The following is a 19,180-nucleotide window of genomic DNA, read 5'->3' on the forward strand; positions in this document are numbered from 1 at the left end:
GCAGGTCAGCGAATAAGTTGTGCTTCACAACATATCTCATGACGGGAGGTGCGTCCACCCCCTACAGTGAAGGGATGCCGTCGCAGTCGAGCCCCGCGCTGGGCACCCGCCCACACAATCTCTCGCTCATCCTGCGGCTCGTGCACGAGAACGGCGCCCAATCGAGAGCAGCTCTCACCGAGCAGACGGGGCTCAACCGCTCGACGATCGCCGACCTCGTCGCAGAGCTCGTCAGACGGGGTCTGGTCGACGAACGGGTGCCCGACGTCCCCGGTCGCGTGGGTCGACCCTCGCCGGTCGTGACGGCCTCGGCCCGCGTCGTCGCGATCGCGGTGAACCCCGAGGTCGATGCGATCGAGATCGCTGCGGTCGGTCTCGACCGCAGCATCCTCGTGCGCGAACGCCTGCCGAACGAGACCGTGCCGACACCTGCAGTCGTCGTGGCGACGATCGCCGAGCGCATCGCCGCGTGGCGTGAGGGCGCGCTCGCGGACGTGCGGATCGCAGCAGTCGGTGTCGCCGTGCCCGGTCTCGTGCGCACCTCCGACGGAGTCGTGCGCAACGCGCCCCATCTGGGTTGGACCGACGTGCCGCTCGCCGAACTCGTCAGCTCGGCCACGTCGTCTGCGGCATTCGTCGACAACGATGCGACGCTCGGGGCGATCGCGGAGCACCGCTACGGCGCCGGCCGGGGGATCGACGACATCGTCTACCTGAACGGAGGCGCGTCCGGCATCGGCGGCGGCCTGATCGTGAACGGCAAGCCGGTCGCCGGCGCGGGCGGATACGCGGGGGAGTTCGGTCAGAACAGGCCGCGGATATCCGCAGACACCGATCGACGCACCGCCGATGGCGTGCTCGAGGCCGAGGTGAGTCGCCGGCTGCTGCTCGACGCGGTGGGCCTCGATTCGGCGGATGACGAGACGCTCGACGCCGAGCTCTCGGAGTCGCAGTCGGCGGTGGTGGCCGACGAGATCACGCGTCAGGCGCGCGTGCTCGCGGGGGCACTGGCCAATGCCGTCAACGTGCTCAACCCCGCACTCGTCGTGCTCGGCGGGTTCCTGGCGACGATCGCCGACCTGAGGGCGACTCAGATCGCTGACGACGTGCAGGCGTTGGCGATGTCGGAGAGCGCGGAGGCACTGGAGATCCGTCCTGCCGCTCTCGGCGCCGACAGGCTGCTGATCGGCGCGGCCGAGCTGGCCTTCGCAGACCTGCTTGCGGATCCAGGGGAGCGCAGCTGACCCTGCGGGGCGCCTGATCGGATCCGACGCGGAAAGTCGGGTCACGGGACACCCTCGGATCGCACGATGGTGAGGAAAGGAGGACCTCATGATCGGAACGCTCAACGCACTGGTCGATCTCGTCGAGGCCGACGCCGCAGCCGATATCGACGTCGCCGGGTTCGCGCGCGTCCACGGGACGACGGAGTACCACCTGCGGCGGATGTTCTCGGCTCTGGCCGGAATGCCGCTGTCGGAGTACGTCCGCCGTCGCCGGATGACGCTCGCCGGTGCGGAGCTCGCCGCAGGCGCCCCGAACGTGCTCGATGTCGCGGTGCGGCACGGATACGGCTCGATCGAGGCGTTCGGTCGCGCGTTCCGCGCCGTGCACGGGATCAATCCGGTCGATGCGCGCCGAGACGGGGGTCCTCTCCGCACACAACCCACGCTCCGGTTCCGCCTGAGCGTCGAAGGGAGCATCCAGATGGACGTCACCATCATCACCACCCCCGATCTCGTGCTCGTCGGCCACGCCGCGCGAGTGCCGCTCATCCACGAGGGGGTCAATCCGCACATTCAGGCGCACATCGCCTCGATCGCAGCCGAAGAGCACCTCAGGCTGAAGGCGCTGAGCGATGCCGAGCCCGGCGGAATCCTCGCCGTCACCGGCGATGTCGCACCGGATGCTCCGGAGGGCACGGAGCTCACCTATCTGCACGGCGTCTCCGTGTCTGCGTCGACCGCGGTGCCCGACGACCTCGACGTCATGAGGGTGGAGGCGGGTGCGTGGGCGGTCTTCGCCGCCTCGGGGCCGTTCCCCGAGACCCTGCAGACCCTGTGGGCCGCGACGGCGACCGAGTGGTTCCCGTCGAACCCGTGGCGGCTGCGTCCCGGCCCGTCGATCGTGCGATACCTGGAGTTCACCGGCACCCATGCCTCGTGCGAGCTCTGGTTGGCGGTCGAACAGGCGTGACCCGATGTCCGCCTCTCGTGCGACACTGTGGCGACGGTCGGATGCCGATGCCACCGTGAGAGGACCCGCGATGGCGATCGACCCCAAGAAGTCACTCGACGCCTACCGGGCGAAGCACGGTGAGTTCCGCATCCTCGAGGTGCCCCCGATGCAGTACCTGATGGTCGACGGCGCGGGTGACCCCAACAGTGCCCAGGCGTATCAGGATGCGGTGTCGGCGCTCTTCCCGCTCGCCTACACGCTCAAGTTCGCGAGCAGGGAGCAGCTCGGGATCGACACGGTCGTGATGCCTCTCGAGGGGCAATGGCACGCCCCCGACATGGAGTCGTTCACCTCACGCCGCGACAAGTCGGCCTGGCAGTGGACTCTCATGATCATGGTGCCGGAGCACGTCACCCCCGAGATGTTCGACCGCGCGGTCGACACGGTCGAGGAGAAGCTCGCGAAGAAGAAGCAGGCCCCGCCCGCGCTGCGGTCGGTGCGGCTCGAGACCCTCGACGAAGGGCTGTGCGTGCAGACCCTGCACGTCGGGTCTTACGACGACGAGGCCCCGGTGCTCGACGAGCTGCACCACCGGTTCATCCCCGAGAGCGGTCTGGCCATGACGGGGCTTCACCATGAGGTCTATCTCAGCGATGTCCGCCGGGTCGAGCCCGCGAAGCTCCGCACGATCCTGCGTCAACCGGTGGAGCGGGTCAGCTGACCAGTGCCGAGCCCGCTCGGCACAACCCTTCCGACGATCTTCGCGTCGGGCGATATCCTGCTCGGATGACCTCAGCAAAGGATGCCGCGCGCACGGCGCAGCGATCCGATGCATTCCGACGCGTGGCGCGGGCGGGCTTCGTCGTGGTCGGCCTCGTGCACATCATCATCGGGGCGATCGCCGTCTCCATCGCCTCCGGCGGCGGCGGGGATGCCGACCAAGACGGTGCGATGGAGCAGATCCGCTCGACGCCCGTCGGCGGGCTGGTTCTCGGGCTGGTCGCGGTGGCGCTCGTCGCCCTGGCCGTGTGGCAGATCGCCAGCGGTCTCCTCGCGGGCGGCAAGGAGCCTCGCAAGTGGGGGATGCGGGTCAAGCTGATCGGCATCGCGGGTGCGTACCTCGTGATCGCCGGCCTGGCGCTGATCTTCGCGTTCGGAGGGCATGTCGAGTCAGAGACGACGCTGCGCGCCCTCAGCGCGGTGATCCTCGGCGCTCCCGGCGGAATCGTGCTGCTGATCATCCTCGGTCTGACCGTGGCGGGTGTGGGGGTCGGGTTCATCGTCATCGGGTTCACCAGAGGCTTCGAGAAGACGATGGATGTTCCAGACGGGCCCTCGCGGCCCGGAATCATCGCCCTCGGCGTCGCGGGCTACATCGCCAAGGGCATCGCGATCACGGTGACCGGCCTGTTGTTCGTCGTGGCGGCGTGGACGCAAGACCCTGAGAAGGCCGCGGGCCTCGACGGGGCACTGCGCAGCCTGGTCGACCTGCCCCAGGGGCGCGCGATCCTCTGGCTCGTCGGGGTGGGACTCGCCGTCTACGGCGTCTTCTCTATGGTTCGCGCGCGCTTCTCCCGGATGTGACGTTCGGCCTCAGCCGTTCGCGGGCTTCTCGCTCCACAGCGGCAGGAAGACGCCGAGCCCCTTCGCGACCGTGACGAGCGCGATCGACTGCGCCACCACCGTGCCCACTCCCGGCGCGACGCACACGACGGGCAGGGTCGACGCGGCGTGCTGCCCAGGACGCTGAAGAGCCCGACGTCCGATCCGAAAAGTTTTTTTCACGGCCCGTCATAAAAACTCTGCGCCGCGGTCTGGGTATATGACGGGCAGCTTCTGCTTCCTGTTCGCACTGGGACACACACGACTTTCGGGGACAAGGCACTCGCCTCTCCTGCTCGCCATATGTGGCGGACGGGATCGGCGCGCCGGGATTGGGACATTCATGAGCATTAGCTCACACCACCGCACGCCGGAGCGTTCGTCACGCTCCGGCGGCGCGCCTCGCCGACGGGCGATGACGCGACTGCTCGGCGTGCTCGCCATCGCCGGCGTGCTCGTCGCCGGCGCGACTCTCGCCCCCAACGGCGACATCACTGCCGCGGCGACGGTGCCAGGCACTCCGGGAACACCTCAGCCGGGTACGCCGGTGTACACCGAGAACTTCTCGAACCAGAACGCGTCGCTCGCGCCGATCAGCATCCTGAACTACACGGGTGGAGCAGCCGCAGCCAACTCGACGTACACGGCGTCGACGCAGTACACGCCCGCAGGCAACCAGTGCAACGGCTGGATCATGAGCAGCGTCACACCGACCGCCCCTCTCACCGACCTCGGCTGCACCAACAACCTCACGACGACGTGGCCGACGCTGCAGCAGATGGCCGCGGCACTCGGAACCGCACAGGGGCAGACGGCGGCTCAGGCCACGACCAACCAGGTGCTCACGTCGTACACCAACGCTCTGAACGGCACCATCGCCGCGGGCACGCAGTTCCGCACCGTCAACACCATCCCGGCGATCGCTGGCCACTACTACGCCGTGTCGGCGTACTTCGCCGCGGTCAACTGCCCCGCAGCCGGTGGCGCGAACCAGCCGAAAGAGACGTTCAGCCTCCTCGTGAACGGCAGCCCGATCGTGCTCAGCACCGGGCTGAACCCCTGCACGAACAACACCTTCTGGGGCACCCAGACCGCGAAGCTGCAGTCGGCGGCCTACCAGGTGCCCGTCGGTACCACGGCGAACCTCGGACTGACGCTGTACAACGCGACCGCCACGGGTTCGGGCAACGACGTCGCCTTCGACCTGCCGCAGATCGTCGACGTGACACCGCAGCTCGACAAGGCGTTCAGTCCGACGGTGATCACGAACGGATCGACCTCGACCATGACGCTCACTGTCACCAACACGAGCGACCTCATGGCCAAGAGCGACTGGTTCATCACCGACGCTCTGCCGACGAACCTCAGGATCGCGGCGGCGCCGAACGTCGGCGGATCCTGCGTCCAGCGCACCGGCGCGGCCTACGTGGTCACGGCGCCCGCAGGCGGAACGTCGGTGTCGGTCACCGGCGGCGACCTCGCCTTGGGCCAGGCATCGTGCACGATCACGGTCGACGTCACCTCGACGGTCAACGGCACCTACATCAACGGCCCGGCCAACATCACCACAAACCTGAACCCGCCGGCCAATGCATCGCTCGAGGTCATCCAGCCGTCGATCGACATCGTCAAGCGCATCACCGCCGTGAACGGTGTGGCGGTCGACAGCGACACCGACCCCGACAAGGTCTACACCGCGGTCGGCGACGTGATCACCTACTCCTTCGTGGCGACGAACACGACCCCGAAGGCGCCGACCAACACGACGCTCAACACCAACCTCACGAACGTGAACATCACCGAGGATGCCTTCTCGGGTGTCGGTGACATGAGCAGCCTCTCGTGCACCCCGGCCCAGGGCTCCACGCTCGCCAGCGGAGCGACGATGACCTGCACGGCGACGTATGTGGTGCAGCAGGCCGATCTCGACAACGCTCCGCTGACCAACGTCGCGCGCGCCACCGGAACCCCGGCGGTCGGTCCGAACGTGACCGACACCGATGACGAGATCATCCCGGCGGTGTGGACACCCGAGATCGTGCTCGACAAGACCGCCTCGGTCGTCGACGTCGACCAGGACGGCGTGACCGGACTCGGCGACCACATCATGTACGAGTTCGACGTCACCAACGCCGGCAACGTCACGGTCGCGAACGTCACGGTTGTCGACGACCTGCTGACGGAGCGCAACATCACCGTGACCTGCACGCCCACGACGATCGCGCCGACCCAGATCTCGCACTGCGTCGCGAACGCGCCGTACGTCATCGATCAGGCCGATGTCGACGCGAAGATCGTCATCAACACGGCCTACTCCACGGGTGCCGACCCCGATGGTGGCCCCGTTCAGTCGAACGAGGACAGCACCGAGACCCCCATCGAGCCGTTCCGCATCCCGCTGCAGATCGAGAAGGTCGGCGAATCGTCCGACGACAGCTGGGTGCGTATGGACGGATCCTCGTTCGAGATCCTCGAGGATGCGAACGGCGAGCCGGGCGCCGCGCTTCCGTTCACGATCAACGATGTCGAGACCGGCCTGTTCCAGATCGACAGCATCCCGGCCGGCACCTACTGGCTGAGCGAGTTGAACGCACCTGACGGGTTCAGTCTGCTCGCGGCTCCGGTGAAGTTCGTCATCAACCCCGACCGCACCGTGAGCGTGACCGCGGGCGGCGATGAGGCGGTGACTGCCGCCGGTCAGCTCATCACGGTGCGCGACGTACCCGCGATGACCCTTCCGACCACCGGGGGGACGGGCGCACTGCCCTACATCCTCGCCGGTTCCCTGACCGTGCTCGCCGCGGGCGGGCTGGCCCTCTGGGTCCGCCGACGCGATGCACGTCCCGACACCACTGACCCGCAGATCTGATCTGCACTTTCCACCAACAACCACCTGTAACCCACCAGGGCGACCTGGCCACCTAGAGAGAGACACAGTGAACACTCCCACCAACGGACGCGGATCCCGCGTCGCGGCAGGTCTGCTCGTCGCAGGCGTCGCCGCGCTGACCCTCGCAGCGCCCGCAAGCGCTGCAACGCCGAACCTCGTCGACCCGGATGCTGTCGGTTCGCTGACGATCCACAAGTTCGAGGCACCCGAGACCCCGACCGGTCTGCCGAACGACGGCACGGAGCAGAACGTCGCACTGGCACCGCTGCCGGGCGTGGGCTTCACGGTCTACAAGGTCGACACGATCGACCTGACGAGCAACCAGGGATGGATCGACGCGAACGACCTCGCCGACCTCGACCCCGACAGTGTCGCCGACATCACCGCTGCCGGATACACGGCCAGCGCCGTCGGTGGCGAGACGCTCACCGACGCGAACGGTGAGATCGCCCTGGCGAACCTCGACCTCGGCCTGTACTTCGTGGTAGAGACCGCTCCGCTGGCAGGTTCGACCGGTGTGGCTCCGTTCCTGGTGACCGTGCCGCTGACGGACCCCGCCGATGACAGCACCTGGCTGTACGACGTGCACGTCTACCCGAAGAACGCCCTGACCGAGGCGACCAAGACCGTCGAGGACTCGGAAGACGTCAAGCTCGGCGACGAGATCGACTTCACCATCACGGGTGACATCCCCAACGTCGCCGTCATCGACGCCTACAAGATCGTCGACACGCTCGACGCGAAGCTCGACTACGTCGGCGCCGCCGTCTCGCTCGTCGACGGAACCCCGCTCGCCGCGGGCGACTACACGATCGTCCACGACGCCGCGACCAACGCGGTCACGGTCGAGTTCACCGCCTCGGGTCTCGCAGTGCTCGCGGCCAACCCCGCGACGCAGGTGCAGGTCATCGTCACGACCGAGGTCAACACGGTCGGCGAGATCGCCAACACGGCAGTGCTCTACCCGAACGCCGGTTCGTACACCGTCGAGCCGGGCGAGCCCGGCGGACCCACCGTCACCCCCGAGGTCATCACCAAGTGGGGCGACATCACGATCGAGAAGACCGACAAGGCCGGCGCACCGCTCACCGGCGCCGTGTTCTCGGTGTACCCGACCCAGCAGGACGCGATCGACGGCACCAACGCCATCGCTCTCGCCGGCTCGACCGAGTTCGCAGTCGCCGCTGACGGCACCGTGACCATCTCGGGTCTGCGCTACTCCGACTGGGCTGACAACGCCACGGTCGCCGTGGGCGAAGACGGCTACCAGTCGTACTGGCTCGCCGAGATCGTCGCACCCGACGGATACGAGTTGCTGGCAGCTCCGATCGAGTTCACCGTCACCGCGGCCACCACGGCTGTCGGCGTCGACCTCGAGGTCGTCAACGTTCCCTCGAACGCCGGCTTCACCCTGCCGCTGACCGGTGGCACCGGCACGACCCTGTTCCTCGCCGGTGGCGTCATGCTGCTCGGTGGAGCGGTCCTGCTCGCCATCCGCAGCCGCCGCAAGGCCGCCGCACAGGCATAACCCGAAAGACCGGCCGTGCGGGGGAGGTGGCATCCCTTCCCCCGCACGGCCCATTCGCTTTCCCTTTCTTCTTCACCTCCTCCGAACAGAGAGCGCAGCATGACCCTCATCGATGCATCCACACCGGATGCTCCGGCTAGACCCGCCATGCGTGCCACCGCGCGCAAGACGCGGTGGGGTTGGAGCCAGTCGATCGTCATGCTCATCGCGACGATCGGCATCGTGGTGCTCATCTATCCGACCGCCGCGTCGTGGTTCTCTGCGTGGAGCCACGACACCGATGTCGACGGCTACGTCCAGTCCGTCGAGCAGATCCCGGATGAGGCGGTCGACGAGATGCTCGCCGCGGCCGAGGAGTACAACGAGAACCTGCCGACCGGGCCGCTGCGCGACCCGTATGCACTCGGCGCCGACGGTCAGCAGACGGCGATCGGCGAGGGCGCGTCTGCGTACTTCGACACCCTGGCCGCTGAGGGAACCGACACGATGGCCCGGATCCGCATCCCGCGAATCCAGGTCGATCTGCCGGTCTTCCACGGCACCGACGAAGAGACGCTGTCTCGCGGAATCGGCCACCTCTACGGTTCGTCTCTTCCTGTGGGCGGTGCCGGAACGCACTCGGTGCTCACCGGGCACAACGGCTTCGTGCAGGCGACGCTCTTCGACGACATCGACGAACTCGTCGAGGGTGACGTCATCGTCGTGAGCGCGCTCGGCGAAGACCTGTACTACGAGGTCGACCAGACCAAGACCGTGCTGCCCGACGACGCAGAGGACCTGCGCCAGGTCGCCGGGAAGGACTACCTCACGCTCGTCACGTGCACGCCCACGGGCGTCAACACCCACCGTCTTCTGGTGCGCGCCGAACGCATCGACGCTCCGACCGAGGATTCCTCCGTCGTCACGATCGCGGACACGACCGACCCGGCTGGATTCCCGTGGTGGGCACTGCTCGTCGCCGGCGTCCCCGTGCTCACGTTCATCGTCGTTATGCCTCGTCGCAAGAGCAGGAACCGCAGCGGCAGGCGAGCGACGCACCTTTCTGCTGACTCAGACTCATGACGATCGACGTCGCAGTGGACCGAACCGACTCCCGCCACGAGGAATCCGCTGAGACCGTCCGGGCTCAGCGACCGCGGCGACGGGGCGGTCTGCTGTTCGCGAGCATCGTACTCGTCGGACTCGGGCTGTCCTTCCTCTCGGCATCCGTGCTCGCCCCCGACCTCGTCGACAAGGTGACCGGTGACGCCAAGGTCTCGGTGCTGAAGCAGTTCCATCAGATCTTCGCACCCGACGAACTGCCGACCATCCGGCTCGGGGCCGAGGGCGGAATGGTCGAGCTCGACCACTGCGACGGCACCTTCACCGAGATGGTCAGCTATCGGATAGACGACGTGCTCCCGCTCTTCGCCGCACACAACAACTGCGGCGGCGATGTGATCCTCGGATGGGATATCGGTCAGCGGGTCACGGTGGCGGGCTCAGACGCCATCTACGAGGTCGTCGAGGAGAGACACACTCCCAAGTGGTCGAACGTCGAGAAGCTCGCCGGCATGACGGGCGAGTTCATGGTGCAGACCTGCTTCTACGGCGAGAACAAGATGCGCTTCCTGTCGCTCGCTCCGGTGGGCCCGGCGGCGAGCGTCGGCTGATGCGCGTCTCATCGAAAAACTCAGACGGCCGACGTCATGTTTTCCGGTCATACCGGTCTTGTAGGTATGGCCATCGGCCGCGCGTCGGGTTCCCGGCCGACGCCCGCACAGCAGAGATCGACCGCTCCCCGGCCGAACCCTCTCCCCGCGGAATCGACTCTCACGAGAGTCGGAGGGACGAGGCATCCCCACTGCCTCGTCCCTCATTCATCTCCGGCGCATCGATCGCGACGCCGGTCCTGACAGCATCCGGAGCAGCATGAATCTCGGCCCTGACACCGACGGCGATGACGACATCCCGGGTGAGCCGTCCGATGCCCAGATCATCGACGCCGTGCGGGGTGGCGACATCAGTGACTTCGCCCTCCTCTGGCGTCGTCACGTCGACTCCGCCCGACGCGCTGCCAGGGCGATCTCGCCGTCATCGGATCCCGACGATCTCGTGAGCGAGGCGTTCGCGTCGATCCTCCGGGTGACAAAGGCGGGCGGCGGTCCGAGCGACGCCTTCCGGCCCTATCTCCTCGCCACGCTGCGCAACACGGCCTCGCGGTGGGCGCGGAACGGGAGTGCGCTGTCGCTCGACATGGTGTCCGAGCGCGACCTGTCACCCGAAGACGGCGATGCCTTCGAGCGCATCGCCGAGCGATCCAGCATCGCCGCGGTGTTCGGCACGCTGTCGGCGCGGCACCGCACCCTGCTCTGGTATCTCGAGGTCGAGGGGATGAAGCCCAGAGAGCTCGCACCGCTGATGGGAATGACCTCGAACGCCGTCTCCGCGCTGGCCGCGCGTGCACGAGACAGCTTCCGTCGAGCCTGGCTGGAGGCGCACATCCACGACCCCTCCCGGTCGGAAGAATGCCGGTGGTTCTGCGAGCGCGTGGTGGCCAGGCGAGGTCGCTGGGTGGGCGGCGACGACGCCGGTCGCTTCAGCGAGCACATGAACACGTGCGGCGGATGCCGGATCGTCGCCGCAGAGATCGACACCGTTTCGCAGCGGCTGCGTTCGATCCTGCCCGCGGCGCTGCTCGGCGGCGCGGCGGCGGCGATCTACACCGCCGACGCATCGGCCGAGGCTCATGTCATGGGGGCTGACCCGTCGCCGGGTTCCGCCGGGGCATTCGTGTCAGACGACGGTGCGACGGCATCGTTCGGCGCCGGCCCTCCTGTCGCAGCGCACGGGGCGGCGTCGGCGGTTCCGGTCGGCGGCCTGACGGCGCTGGCGGCCACCGCTGTCGTCGTCGTCGGAGCTGTCATCTTCACGGGCAGCGCGCTGAGTCTGTCAGCCGCGGACTCCGATCGTTCCGAGATCGCCCGGTCCTTCCCTGAGGCGTCGATCTCCGGTGAGGCCGGCCCGGTTCTCGAAGGTCTGCCCGGACTTCCGATCCGGACTCCCGCGTCGGAGCCGACTCCCGAGCCGCAGCCGGCACCTGAGCCGGCACCTGAGCCGGCACCTGAGCCTGATCCGGTTCCGGCACCGGACCAGGCGCCTGCGCCGGACTCCGCCGAGAGCGTGCCGCGAGAGAGCCCGGCACCCGTCGCCGACGGTGAACATCAGCAGGCTGCGAGCAGCGACGACAGTCCTGCTCCGTCTGCGGTCCTGCCGGGAACGACGCCGACGATCGACGACTCAGCCGAGACGCCTCCTCCCGTGGCTGCATCGGAGTTCCGCATCACGCAGTCGATCGCGCAGAATTCTCTCGTCCCGGATCCACTGGCGGGGACCGGCACTCCGGGCGCGCTCGTCACCGTGGTCGATGAGAACGGCGCCGTGCTCGACACGGCTCTCGTCGATGACGACGGTGTGTTCGTGGTCGACGTCTCGGGCGAAGCGGCGCACCAGGGCATGACGCTCAGTGTGCGCCATCGCGACGACGAGGCCGGAGTCACCGAATGGGCGCCAGACATCGGACCGCTCACCTTCGCGACCCCGACCATCGCGCGTGCCGATCAGGATGCCTGCCCCGATGCATCGCTCGTCGCGGTGAGCTGTCTGCATCTGCGCGCCGAGCCGGACGCCTGGGTCGAACTGCTCGACGAGCAGGGCAGATCGCGCGCTGTCCGGCTTCCGGCCAGCGGTGTCGACGGGCTCGTCATCCGTTCCGGAGCGGATGAGCCGTTCGTCGCCGCTCGATACATCGACCCGACGACGAAGCGCGCCGGCGTGACCGTCCTCCTTCCGGCGGCCATCGGATGAGTGCTCAGACCGCGTCGTTCGACGCGCCCGACAGCCGAAGCCAGAGCCAGAGACGGGTGTCGGGCGCATCGAGATCGATCCCCAGCTCGGTGCGCACGACATCGAGCCGATATCGGACGGTGTTCTGGTGAACGTGCAGCGCATTCGCCGTCTCGCGCACGCTGCCGAGCTGGTCGAGATAGACCCGCACGGTGCGCGTCAGCTCGGTGCCCTGAGCGGCGTCGTGCGCGGCGAGGATGCTCGCGGAGTCGCCGACGGCGGTGTCGAGGCCCTCGATCAGATCGCCGACCTGCAGGATCGCGAGGCGATCACGCATCTCGTCGAACGTCGCGACGTGGATGCGCCGGTCGCCGTCATGGCGCGACGAACCCACGAGCACGCCGGCGACGGCTCCGGCCTCGCGGTACGAGCGAGTGATGCCGTTGATGTCATGGGCGCGCGTGCCGATGCCTGCGATCAACGCGTTGTCGATGCGGGCCATCGCCTGAGTGAAGGTCTCGACCGCTGCCGCGCGAGGGCCCGGGATGAGCGTCACGACCTGGGAGCCGACGACCGCGCTGTGCGAGCCGGGAAACGCGGCGCTCGACACACTGATCGCCAGATGGAGCACGCGGTGCAGCCCGCGCACAGCCTCGACCTCGTCGAAGGTGTCGACCCGGAAGCACACGACCGTGCAACCGGCTTCGGGGCGGATGAGCAGCTGCGAGGCAGCGCCGCGGGCATGCCGACGGTCCTCGAGAAGCGTGCGCAGAAGCCCCGAGGTGCGCTGGTCGCGGTCCCCCGCGTCCTCTCGGGCACGAAGCAGATGCTGGGCCACGATCGGCCCCATGTCCTGCAGCAGCGATCGAGTGCGAGCAGCCTGCGAGGGGTCGATCTGGATCACCCAGAGCGACCCGAGCAGTTCTCCGGACGCCCTGATGGCGATCCCCACACGGCCGAACTGGTCGGTGTCCGAGGGGAAGTGCCGCGCCTCGGTGGCGCGGAGCAACGATCGATAGCGGGAGTCGGACGTGATCGCGAGGTCCTCCTGCAGCAGGAGAGTGGTGCGTCGTCGGGCGTCGTCGATCGGCTGCTCGCTGTGCGTGGAATACCCCACGACCTGGCCCGTGGAGTCGACGATGCTGGCCGCTCCGTCTGCCAGAGTGGCGATGGCGTTGGCGAGTCCGAAGAGATCTCCCATCCGCACGCCCGTGACCTGCCCGATCGAGTGAGCACCGAGCAGCGATCGCAGGACGTCCGCGACCTGTGCCCAGTCTCCGTCGCCGAGGCGGAGCACAGGGAGGGCCGGGTGCTGATCGGTCGACGTCCACTCGTGAGCGTTGCTGTCTTCGGGGGTGCGCAGCACGAGAGCGGCCGCCCCGGCATCGACCAACTCGGCCATGAGCTCCGCGACGTGCATCGGTGCGACGCCGGCACCGAGCACGATGCGGTCGACGTATTCGGAGGACGGCGCCGACGGATCGTAGAACTCCACTCCGGTGAACGTCCTCGAATCGAAGCGGGTGCTTCGGGCAGCGGCGAAGAGTCGCCCGTCACTGACCCGCAGTGCGTCTCGCAACGTAGGCGTTTCGGGATGGATCTCGGGGACCGTCATGGAACCTTCTCTATTCAGTGCGGAGAACTCTCATACGAATCTACATACCGGTCAGATCGCTTAGTGGCGAGACTGGTGAATGAGAAGTCGAAGGGGACCCCAGTGAACAACCCACCCGTTGCTCCCGACTCGATGCGTGCGACCGGGGTGACACCGTGAGCGCTTCGACTGTGCGCGAGCTGCGCACGCGGACCGACTCCGAGGTGAGCGATGACGAGCTCGTGCTCGCCACCCGCGCGGGGGACAGCAGGGCCTTCGGTGTGCTCTGGGATCGTCACTCGCCGGCCGCACTTCGCGCCGCGCGTTCGATCACGAGCTCGATCGATCCGGAGGACCTCGTCAGCGAGGCCTTCGCCAAGACCTTCAGCGCGATCCGCAACGGCGGCGGTCCGACCGACGCCTTCCGGCCCTACATCTTCGCTGCCGTGCGCAGTGCCGCGGCCACCTGGGGCGGCAAGCAGAAGGACGTCGTCGCCCTCGAGTACATCGACGAGCTGCCGGTCGAGCACACCGACGATTCGCTCGACCTGCTGTCAGACAAGGCACTGCTGACGGCGGCGTTCAAGGATCTTCCCGAGCGGTGGCGCACCCTGCTCTGGTACCTCGAGGTCGAGGGCATGAAGCCGCGAGAGATCGCGCCGCTCATGGGTATGACCCCGAACGCCGTCTCGGTGCTGGCAGCGCGGGCCAGGGAAGGGTTCAAGCTCGCGTGGCTGCAGGCGCACATCAAAGAACCGGGACGCGACCCCGAGTGCCGATGGACCTGCGAGCGCATCGTGGCGCAGGGCCGCAAGCGCCATGTGGCGCGCGCCGACCGCGCGCGCTTCGACGCGCACCTCGAACGCTGCACCCGATGCACGATGGCGAGTGCCGAGATCGAGCGGGCGTCGTCGAAGCTGCGGGCCGTGCTGTTGCCCGTGATCATCGGCGGACCGGCGGCGGCAGCCTATTCGGCGGGATCTCCGGCGCCCGCCGCAGCTGCCGCCGTGAGCTGGATGCCTCGGGGCAGGTCACAGTGGTTCGTCGCCGGTGGATCTGTCGCCGCGGCGACGGTGGTCGTCGCGGTCGCTGCAGTCGCCGCGCAGCTGGCGCCGGTAGGCCCGGATGTCGACGAGTCGTCGGCTCTCGTGGTCGCATCGCCGGCTCCGATCGCATCGCCAGGATCGGCAGGGGCCCCCGCGCCGACCGAATCCCTGGCACCGACAGAACCTCCGATCGAATCGGAGGCCTCCGAGCCCATCCCCGAGGAGCCGGCCGATCGCGAGGTCGTCGAGGATGCGATCGACGTGCCTCAGGTTCCCGCGGACATCACTGAGCCTGCGCCACCGGGTGACGCGCGAACGCAGCCCCCGGTGCGCCCGCCGTCTGCCCCTGCGCAGCAGCCCCCGGTCGTGGACCCTCCGGTGGTGGATCCGCCGGTGGTGGATCCACCGGTCGTCGATCCTCCGGTTGAGGTTCCTCCGGTCGAAGTTCCTCCGGTCGTCGACCCTCCCGTCGATGTGCCGGTGACGATCTCCTGGCCCATCCCGCCGACGACGGCTGTTCCGCCGACGATCACCGGCACCGGGACTCCGGGTGCAGCAGTCGAGATCGTCGACGAGACGGGCCGCATCATCGCCGCGGCGATCGTCGGCGCGGACGGAACCTTCGCGGTGCGCCCCGACGTCGACACTCTCTACCAGGGCATTTCGGTCTCGCTACGGCATACCTCGCCGACCACGGGCGAGCAGACGGTGAGCGAGTCGACCGGGCGCACCTACTTCCCCGTGCCGGGCCTCGCCGAAGACTCGGACGGCGTCATCTCCCGCACGGATTCCGATGGCGACGGCAGGCGCGATGACCTCACGCTCGATGTGCGCGGCGTCGCCGGCTCGACGGCATCCGTATCCCTCGACGGGGGCCCGGCGATGACCGTGCTGCTCACGGATGCGGCGACCATCGTGTCGTTCGTCGACATCCGGCCCGGACTCCATCGGGTCGAGCTGCGCTATGTCGACCCGGCGACGGGCGACCTCGGGCTCGCAGACACCGACCACATCCTCGTCCGGCCCTGACCGTCTCCGACGGCGCGAAGGGCACCCCGTGGGCTGCGCCAGATGAGAAGCTAGAAGGATGAGCATCTCTCGCGAATCCGACGTGATCGCCCCACCGGGGGGTGGCGCTCTGACCGATGTCGAGGTGCGGCGCCTCCGTGAGGACTTCCCGATCCTGCGCGCCGAGGTCAACGGGCATCCCCTGATGTATCTGGATTCGGGCGCCACCTCGCAGCGTCCGTTCGCCGTGCTCGACGCCGAACGCGAGTTCGCTTCGACACTGAATGCCGCCGTGCATCGCGGAGCGCACACTCTCGCCGCCGAGGCCACCGAGGTGTTCGAGGACGCCCGTGCCACGGTGGCCCGGTTCGTGGGCGCCGACGAGGGTGAGATCGTCTGGACGTCGAACGCCACCGAGGCCCTCAACCTCATCGCCTATTCGCTCTCGAACGCGTCGCTCGGACGCGGGGGAGCGGCCGCCGAGCGGCTTCGTCTGCGCGAGGGCGACGAGATCGTCACCACCGAGATGGAGCACCACGCGAACCTCATCCCGTGGCAGGAGCTCGCGGCTCGCACGGGCGCGACCCTGCGGGTGATACCGCTCGACGACGACGGTGCCCTCCGACTCGATGCCGCCGCCGACCTCATCACCGAGCGCACGAAGCTCGTCGCGTTCACCCATGTGTCGAACGTGCTCGGCGTGATCAACCCCGTCGAGCAGCTCGTCGCCCTGGCCCACGCGGTCGACGCGATGGTCGTGCTCGATGCTTGTCAGTCGGCTCCTCATCTGCCGCTCGACGTGCGCGCGCTCGACGTCGACTTCGCCGTACTGTCGGGGCACAAGATGCTCGGCCCCACCGGCATCGGCGCTCTCTACGGGCGACGTGAACTGCTCGAGGCCATGCCGCCGTTCCTCACGGGCGGTTCGATGATCACGACGGTCACCACGACGGAGGCCGCCTACCTGCCACCGCCGCAGCGGTTCGAGGCCGGAACCCAGCGAGTCTCGCAGGCGATCGCGCTCGCCGCGGCGATCGACTATCTGACCGCGGTGGGCATGCCGCGCATCGCCGCGCATGAGGCCGCCTTCGGCAGGCGTCTCGTCGACGGCCTCACGGCCATCGACGGGGTGCGTGTGCTCGGTGCCGGCATCGACCTGCCGCGTGTCGGGCTCGCGAGCTTCGACGTCGACGGCATCCACTCGCACGACGTGGGGCAGTTCCTAGACGATCGGGGCATCGCGGTGCGCGTGGGACACCACTGCGCGCAGCCACTGCATCGTCGCCTCGGCATCACCTCGTCGACCAGGGCGAGCACCTATCTGTACACGACCGACGCCGAGGTGGATGCCGTGATCGACGGCGTCCAGGGTGCGATCGAATTCTTCCGGAGGGGCGCATGAGCGACCTGCAGAACCTTTATCAGGAACTCATCCTCGACCACTCCCGGACCCCGTATGGGTTCGGGCTGCGCGGCGAGATCGCGGCGCAGTCGCATCAGGTGAATCCGACGTGCGGTGACGAGGTCACTCTGCAGGTGCACCGCGACGCTGACGGCGGCATCGAGGCGATCGCGTGGGAGGGTCACGGATGCGCCATCTCGCAGGCATCCGCCTCGCTGCTCGCCGAACTCGCCGAGGGACTGACGATCGATGAGCTCGAGATCCGCATCGCCGCGTTCCGTGAGGCGATGCGCTCGCGCGGCAAGATCGAGCCGGATGAAGAGCTGCTCGGCGACGCAGCCGCGCTCGGGGGTGTCTCGCGCTACGTGGCTCGCGTGAAGTGCGCCATGTTGGCGTGGGTCGCGGCGGAGGACGCACTCCACAAGGCATGAGCGTCGGCGCTATGCGGTGCAGGATGGAATCATGCCTCTTGATCTGAATCCGCTCCGCGCCGACCGCTTCGCCGATTGGCGTGAAGCAACCCGGGCACGCCTGGTGACCCTGCGACAGGGGTCGGGGATGCACGTCGGCGGGGACGCCGTCTCGGATGTCGACGCCGTCCTCGTAGACCTGCTCCCCGCCGGCCACGAGACCGAGACCTCGCTCATCCTCACTATCGATGACGAGGGCACCCGCGTCGGCACGGTCTGGCTCGCAGCGAACAACGGGGTGCTGATCATCGTCGATCTCGCGTTCGCGATCGAGCCGACCGAGCGACAGCTCGACGACCTGCTCGACGAGCTCCGGTCGTTGGCACGCAGGCAGCAGGTCGGTCGCCTCAGCATCGCCCTGCATTCCTCCGACACCGCAGGGAGAGGCTTCGTCGAGGGGCGAGGGTTCGAGGTCGCGTCGATCCGGATGCTTCTCGAGCCGCTGCCGTCTCGCGAGCCTCGCGTTTCCGGTGGCCTCGTCGTGACGCCGATGACTCCCGAGCGCTTCACGAGCTTCGCCTCGGCATCCGAAGCGGCGTTCGCCGAGGACCTCGTGGCATCCGGCCGGTATTCGGCGGAGGATGCGGCGGTCGAGTCGCACCGGCAGATGGAGCTCGAGCTCCCCGACGGCATCGATTCGGAGGGGCAGGAGCTGTTCACCGCCCATGTCGACGGCGCCGAGGTCGGGGTGCTGTGGATCGGCATCCGCAACCGAGGCGGACGCCCGCACGTGTTCATCCTCGACATCGAGATCGCGGCTGATCAGCGCCGCAAGGGCTACGGTCGCGACCTCATGCTCGCGGCCGAGCACGAGGCGGCGCGGCTGGGTGCCGACTCGATGGGGCTGCATGTCTTCGGCTTCAACACCTCGGCGATCAACCTCTACGAGAGCCTCGGCTACCACCGGATCGAAGAGCGCTTCCTGCTCACGGTGTGAGCGCGACACACGGAGTCATGCGGGAATAGCAGCGCCCGGCACACGTTGGTCCGAGCATGACTACTCTCGGAATCATCGGTGCAGGACACATCGGCAGCCAGGTCGCACGGGTCGCGGTGGCCAACGGCTATGACGTCGTGATCGCGAACTCGCGCGGACCGGAGACCCTCGCAGACCTCGTCGCGGAGCTCGGAGATCGCGCGTCGGCCGCGACTGCCGCCGACGCTGCTTCGGCTGGCGACGTCGTGGTCGTCACGGTGCCGCTCGGCAAGATCGACCAGCTGCCTGTCGAGCAGCTCGCGGGCAAGATCGTGCTCGACACGAACAACTACTACTTCGAGCGCGACGGACACATCGACGCCCTCGACCGCGGTGAGACTACCACGTCGGAGCTTCTGCAGGAGCAGCTGCCGACCTCGCGCATCGCGAAGGCGTTCAACCACATCTTCGCGGCCGACATCACGACCGACGGTTCGCCGGCGGGCACGCCCGATCGACGCGCGCTCGCCACGGCCGGCGACGACGCAGAGGCCGTCGCCTTCGTCACCCGCTTCTACGACGAGGCCGGCTTCGACACGGTCGACGTCGGCCCGCTCAGCGAGTCCTGGCGGGTCGAGCGTGACCGGCCGGCGTATGTCGTGCGCCAGAACGCCGACGAGCTGAAGGCGAACCTCGCGATCGCGAACCGTCTGCCCTGACG

The 19,180-nt window shown here is 68.1% G+C and carries 15 protein-coding genes; 14 read left to right on the forward strand and 1 reads right to left on the reverse strand.

Going from position 1 to position 19,180, the window contains the following annotated elements; translation table 11 throughout:
* The first annotated feature begins 74 nt into the window (after nucleotides 1-74).
* From FIV50_RS03250 to FIV50_RS03290, 9 genes are all read left to right on the forward strand, one after another.
* Nucleotides 75-1,244 (forward strand): ROK family transcriptional regulator, encoded by a 1,170-nt coding sequence (locus FIV50_RS03250; protein WP_140036170.1) that lies wholly within the window; start codon nucleotides 75-77, stop codon nucleotides 1,242-1,244.
* A gap of 88 nt (nucleotides 1,245-1,332) precedes the next feature.
* Complete coding sequence (locus tag FIV50_RS03255; RefSeq protein WP_140036171.1) at nucleotides 1,333-2,196, forward strand: AraC family transcriptional regulator; 864 nt, start codon at nucleotides 1,333-1,335, stop codon at nucleotides 2,194-2,196.
* Nucleotides 2,197-2,266: 70 nt separating this feature from the next.
* On the forward strand, nucleotides 2,267-2,899 hold the full coding sequence (locus FIV50_RS03260; RefSeq protein WP_140038611.1) for a GyrI-like domain-containing protein: 633 nt from the start codon (nucleotides 2,267-2,269) through the stop codon (nucleotides 2,897-2,899).
* A gap of 65 nt (nucleotides 2,900-2,964) precedes the next feature.
* On the forward strand, nucleotides 2,965-3,762 hold the full coding sequence (locus FIV50_RS03265; protein WP_140036172.1) for a DUF1206 domain-containing protein: 798 nt from the start codon (nucleotides 2,965-2,967) through the stop codon (nucleotides 3,760-3,762).
* A 361-nt stretch (nucleotides 3,763-4,123) separates the two neighbouring features.
* Nucleotides 4,124-6,649, forward strand: a complete 2,526-nt coding sequence (locus FIV50_RS03270; RefSeq protein WP_181164325.1) for a DUF7507 domain-containing protein — start codon at nucleotides 4,124-4,126, stop codon at nucleotides 6,647-6,649.
* A gap of 67 nt (nucleotides 6,650-6,716) precedes the next feature.
* Nucleotides 6,717-8,198 (forward strand): SpaH/EbpB family LPXTG-anchored major pilin, encoded by a 1,482-nt coding sequence (locus FIV50_RS03275; protein ID WP_219846247.1) that lies wholly within the window; start codon nucleotides 6,717-6,719, stop codon nucleotides 8,196-8,198.
* 99 nt (nucleotides 8,199-8,297) lie between these two features.
* Nucleotides 8,298-9,260, forward strand: coding sequence for a class C sortase (locus FIV50_RS03280; RefSeq protein ID WP_219846248.1), 963 nt, complete (start codon nucleotides 8,298-8,300; stop codon nucleotides 9,258-9,260).
* A complete protein-coding gene (locus tag FIV50_RS03285) occupies nucleotides 9,257-9,850 on the forward strand; it encodes a hypothetical protein (RefSeq protein ID WP_140036175.1) in 594 nt (197 codons plus the stop codon). The genes FIV50_RS03280 and FIV50_RS03285 overlap by 4 nt, the downstream gene beginning before the upstream one ends.
* 259 nt (nucleotides 9,851-10,109) lie before the next feature.
* Entirely contained in the window at nucleotides 10,110-12,044 is a 1,935-nt protein-coding gene (locus tag FIV50_RS03290) for a sigma-70 family RNA polymerase sigma factor (RefSeq protein ID WP_140036176.1), read from the forward strand.
* Nucleotides 12,045-12,048: 4 nt separating this feature from the next.
* Here the strand turns inward: FIV50_RS03290 and FIV50_RS03295 are convergent, their stop codons facing one another.
* On the reverse strand, nucleotides 12,049-13,638 hold the full coding sequence (locus FIV50_RS03295; RefSeq protein ID WP_140036177.1) for a PucR family transcriptional regulator: 1,590 nt from the start codon (nucleotides 13,636-13,638) through the stop codon (nucleotides 12,049-12,051).
* A gap of 155 nt (nucleotides 13,639-13,793) precedes the next feature.
* Here FIV50_RS03295 and FIV50_RS03300 point away from each other — a divergent pair, with 155 nt between their 5' ends.
* The 5 genes from FIV50_RS03300 to FIV50_RS03320 are packed head-to-tail and all read left to right on the forward strand — an operon-like array spanning nucleotide 13,794 to nucleotide 19,178.
* The gene (locus tag FIV50_RS03300) at nucleotides 13,794-15,692 is read left to right on the forward strand and encodes a sigma-70 family RNA polymerase sigma factor (protein WP_140036178.1); all 1,899 of its coding nucleotides are present in this window, start codon (nucleotides 13,794-13,796) and stop codon (nucleotides 15,690-15,692) included.
* Between the two features lie 58 nt (nucleotides 15,693-15,750).
* Nucleotides 15,751-17,073 (forward strand): cysteine desulfurase, encoded by a 1,323-nt coding sequence (locus FIV50_RS03305; protein ID WP_140036179.1) that lies wholly within the window; start codon nucleotides 15,751-15,753, stop codon nucleotides 17,071-17,073.
* Entirely contained in the window at nucleotides 17,070-17,504 is a 435-nt protein-coding gene (gene sufU, locus FIV50_RS03310) for a Fe-S cluster assembly sulfur transfer protein SufU (protein ID WP_140036180.1), read from the forward strand. Before FIV50_RS03305 ends, sufU begins: the two co-directional genes overlap by 4 nt.
* Before the next feature lie 31 nt (nucleotides 17,505-17,535).
* Nucleotides 17,536-18,480, forward strand: a complete 945-nt coding sequence (locus FIV50_RS03315) for a GNAT family N-acetyltransferase (RefSeq protein ID WP_140036181.1) — start codon at nucleotides 17,536-17,538, stop codon at nucleotides 18,478-18,480.
* Nucleotides 18,481-18,536: 56 nt separating this feature from the next.
* Nucleotides 18,537-19,178, forward strand: coding sequence for an NADPH-dependent F420 reductase (locus FIV50_RS03320; protein WP_140036182.1), 642 nt, complete (start codon nucleotides 18,537-18,539; stop codon nucleotides 19,176-19,178).
* The last annotated feature ends 2 nt before the right edge of the window (nucleotides 19,179-19,180 follow it).

Source organism: Microbacterium foliorum, assembly GCF_006385575.1.
Lineage (GTDB): Bacteria > Actinomycetota > Actinomycetes > Actinomycetales > Microbacteriaceae > Microbacterium > Microbacterium foliorum_B.